Source organism: Thiolapillus sp., from assembly GCF_048562965.1.
In the GTDB taxonomy this organism is placed as follows: Bacteria; Pseudomonadota; Gammaproteobacteria; order Chromatiales; family Chromatiaceae; genus Thiolapillus; species Thiolapillus brandeum_A.
The window spans coordinates 1-3,425 of the sequence record NZ_JBHNMF010000356.1 but is presented as its reverse complement, the minus strand read 5'-3'; the positions used below and the strand labels follow the sequence as shown (position 1 = coordinate 3,425).

Here is a 3,425-nt window from a genome sequence, read left to right as displayed (position 1 = left end):
TAATCTGTTATATATTAGTTAACATTAACTTATATGTTAATTTTAATGCGGCGACCCAACCCAAAGAACGAATATGCTTCCACCGCCGGTGAGCTGGTCCATGAAATCGTCCGGCATGCCAGAAGCCAGGGAAGCAGCCAGAAAAAACTGGCGGCCCAAGCCGGTTTGTCCGAAGCGTCATTGTCCCGAATGAAATCCCTGGAAGATGTGCGCCTTTCCAGCCTCATCAAGCTGGCGGAGGCCGCCGGGCTGCGGCTGACTCTGGTGCCCGATGACGATCTGGCGGAACAGATCATCAGGGGCGATCTGCTGTGAAGGATCTGCAGGGTGTGGTTTGGACCCGCATCGGCGGGGAGCCCTGCAAGATGGGCGATCTCGCCGTTACCGATCGTGAAGCGCGCTTCACCTACACTCCGTCCTTCGCAGAAAGTGGATTGCCGGGGCTGGGCGTGTTGTACCCGGTTTCCCTTTTTGGAGACACAACGGTTCCTTTCCTGCGACGCCAGGGTTTCAGCTTGCATCCACCGCTGCAGAGTCTGGTACCTGCCGCAGGCGACAGCAATTTCCAGCGTCAGCTGGCTCTGCGCTGGCTGGAAAGCCAGGGCATGACCATTCCGGAAAAGGGACTGCTTCAGGACTGGCTGGTGCTGACCCGTACGGGGCATGGCGGCATCGGTCACCTGGATGTGTTTGTGGATGACAGGATTGCAGAAGACTGGTACACGGATGTTCAGGAACACAGCCTGTACACCATCGACCGGGACTTCGGTTTTTCCCTCAAGTCCTTTCTGTCCTGGTATGACCAGCGCTCGGCAGCTTGTCTGAGCATCATCGGCCCGACACCGACAGTAGGAGGCGCCATTCCCAAGCTGCCGCTGTCCATTCCCGCCGAAGGCTGGAACGGCCAGATCGGCCTGCCAACCCGGCGCAGCACACCGGGCATCACCGATGTGATCCTGAAAATGGAGAAGGATACGGCCTACCCAGGGCTGGTGGAGCTGGAAGCCCTGGCGCTGGACCTGCACAGGGAAGCCGGCTTCGATACTCCCCGCTACTGGCTGGCGGAAATCGGGGAAGTGCCGGTCATTGCCGTGGAGCGCTTCGACCGTGATGTGAACAACGCTCCGCGGGTGAATGAAACCCTGCTGTCCGTGCTTGCCACGGCCAAAAAGGATATTACGCGCCGGGACGGTGCAGACTACGAGCACATTGCCAGCCTGATTCAGCTGGCCCGTTTTCCCCTGTTTGCGGACAAGAAACAGGCGGCCAGACATTTGCTCAAGCGTTTGCTGCTGGCCCTGTTCAGCGGCAACGGGGATCTGCATCTGGAAAACCTGTCCCTCACGGGTGAGCCTGCCGCCTATAGGTTTTCACCCGTTTACGATCCCACGCCCATGCGCGCCTACAGCATCCACAACATGCTCGCCCCATGTCTTTTGGAGGTTATGGCGATCTGGATGAGAACGGCAACCCCGTCCACTTGCGGTTGGCCCTGGAACGTTTTACCGCCAGCCTGGGGCTGCGCATCACGACCCTGGACAGGCTGCTGCAGGAACTGTGGCCGGTGGTGGAATCCCTGCCGGATCGCATCAATGGCCTGTCGCGGCTGCCCGCCGAGCACAAGGACAGGCTGGTCAGGGTGGTGACGATGACCCTGGATGCGGCGCAGCAGGGTTGAAAAAGTGCGGATGCGTGATTTTCACTGGGCTGAATCCAGCAGTTTGCGCAGGCTGCTCGGACTCTTCGCTCCCAGAATGACGCGGCTGATACTGCCCTTGCCGGTCAGCAGGGTGGTAGGGGTGGCGCGGATGCCGATTTCCCGGGCCAGGTCCATGTGCTCGCTGATGTCCAGCTTGTGGATATTGGGATGGTCTGCGGCAAGTTCATCGATCGCTGGCAGCATGTTCCTGCAGGGAGCACAGGAAGGGCTGTAGCAGAAAACCAGTCCGGGAGTCTGTTCATCCAGCTGGGGAATTGCCTCTTTCAGTACAGCAGTGGACTGCCCCTTGCTCTGCAGTGCCTTGTGCCGCCAGAGCAGCTGCAGGCCGATGACGGTGGCCACCAGGGAAAGGACGATGATCGGTGTCCAGTCATCCATCATTCATTCCCCCGGCGGTCGTTCAGCAGCTCAATCTGATAGCCATCAGGGTCTTCGAGAAAGGCAATGATGGTTGTTCCTGCATTCATGGGTCCGGCCTCGCGCAGAATCTTCGCGCCCTGCTGCCGGGCTTTTTGCGTGGCTTCATAGACATCATCCACGGCGACGGCAATGTGACCGAAACCTGTTCCCGGATCGTAATCTTCCACGCCCCAGTTGCAGGTCAGTTCGAGTACGGTGTTTTCGGATTCGTCGCCGTAACCCAGGAAGGCCAGCGTGAATTTGCCGTCTGGATAGTCTTTCTGGCGAAGCAGGTGCATACCCAGAATATTTGTATAGAAATCAATGGATTTTTGCAGGTTTCCGACCCGCAGCATGGTGTGGAGTAGGCGCATGAAAAGGGCTCCTGTCGTCGGAATTTGGGGTTGCTGTTGTGCAAGCATAGGCGTTTTGTCCCTGGCGGACAATCCGCGCGAAACTCTGGGTTTTCTTAATCTTTGCTTAATCTGGTTCGTACATACTTGCCAACACGAAATTACCGGATTCGGAGGATCATCCCCATGAAACCCCTATTGATAATACAGCGCCTTGCCCTGGCGCTATTGCTGCTTGGCTTTGCCATGCCCGGCTATGTGTCGGCAGATGGCCTTGATCTGATCGTCTCTGTCCCCCAGGGCGATGATGATGAGGATAAAGACAAGGACAAGAATACGCAGTATTCCCTGAGTATCAAGGAGGCGAAGTGGAAGAGCGACAAATCCCAGCTGAAAGCCAAGGGGCAGGGCAGCAACGGTCAGAAAGTGACGCTGTTGTCTGCAGCTTCGGGGCAGGTGCTTGGGCAGACCACGGTCAAATCCGGTAAATGGAAAATCAAGGCCAGCATCAGTGGGACAGTGCCTTGCCGGGTACGTGCCCAGTCGGCAGGTGCTCCTGCCGTTGAAAAAGATGTGAAGAATTCACAGAAGGACTGTGACGATGGCAATGGCAATCCGCCCCCGCCACCTCCGCCGCCACCACCCGTGGCAGGCAACTACACGGTGCTTGCGGCCAATGACCTGGGTATGCACTGCGCCGATCAGGATTACCGCATGTTCAGCATTCTCCCTCCCTACAATGTGCTGAATGCACAGGTGTTGAGAAAGGGGCAGGAGCCCGAACTGATGAGTCCTGCGGATGGTATCCACCTTACCTACAGAGCGGTGCCTTCCAACGCTGCCAGCCATGGAGAGCGAAGCGAAGGCTGGTAGACCCCAGTAGCCGCGAGGCCGCACTGCTTACCCGTCGTGCGCATAGCGCCAGAGGGGAAGCAAAGTAGGCATCCAAACGC

Annotated in this window: 5 protein-coding genes; 3 read left to right on the top strand and 2 right to left on the bottom strand. The window is 57.8% G+C overall.

Features of this window, described 5'->3' with window-relative positions:
- Nucleotides 1-45 precede the first annotated feature (45 nt).
- Nucleotides 46-315 (top strand): helix-turn-helix domain-containing protein, encoded by a 270-nt coding sequence (locus ACOCD2_RS14705; RefSeq protein ID WP_293646930.1) that lies wholly within the window; start codon nucleotides 46-48, stop codon nucleotides 313-315.
- Nucleotides 312-1,646: a HipA domain-containing protein gene (locus ACOCD2_RS14700; RefSeq protein ID WP_293646928.1), complete on the top strand. Its 1,335-nt coding sequence runs from the start codon at nucleotides 312-314 to the stop codon at nucleotides 1,644-1,646. Before ACOCD2_RS14705 ends, ACOCD2_RS14700 begins: the two co-directional genes overlap by 4 nt.
- A 53-nt stretch (nucleotides 1,647-1,699) precedes the next feature.
- Here the strand turns inward: ACOCD2_RS14700 and ACOCD2_RS14695 are convergent, their stop codons facing one another.
- Nucleotides 1,700-2,101, bottom strand: a complete 402-nt coding sequence (locus ACOCD2_RS14695) for a thioredoxin family protein (protein ID WP_293646926.1) — start codon at nucleotides 2,099-2,101, stop codon at nucleotides 1,700-1,702.
- Nucleotides 2,098-2,493, bottom strand: coding sequence for a lactoylglutathione lyase (gloA, locus tag ACOCD2_RS14690; protein ID WP_293646924.1), 396 nt, complete (start codon nucleotides 2,491-2,493; stop codon nucleotides 2,098-2,100). Before gloA ends, ACOCD2_RS14695 begins: the two co-directional genes overlap by 4 nt.
- Nucleotides 2,494-2,658: 165 nt before the next feature.
- Here gloA and ACOCD2_RS14685 point away from each other — a divergent pair, with 165 nt between their 5' ends.
- On the top strand, nucleotides 2,659-3,345 hold the full coding sequence (locus ACOCD2_RS14685; RefSeq protein WP_293646922.1) for a hypothetical protein: 687 nt from the start codon (nucleotides 2,659-2,661) through the stop codon (nucleotides 3,343-3,345).
- The last annotated feature ends 80 nt before the right edge of the window (nucleotides 3,346-3,425 follow it).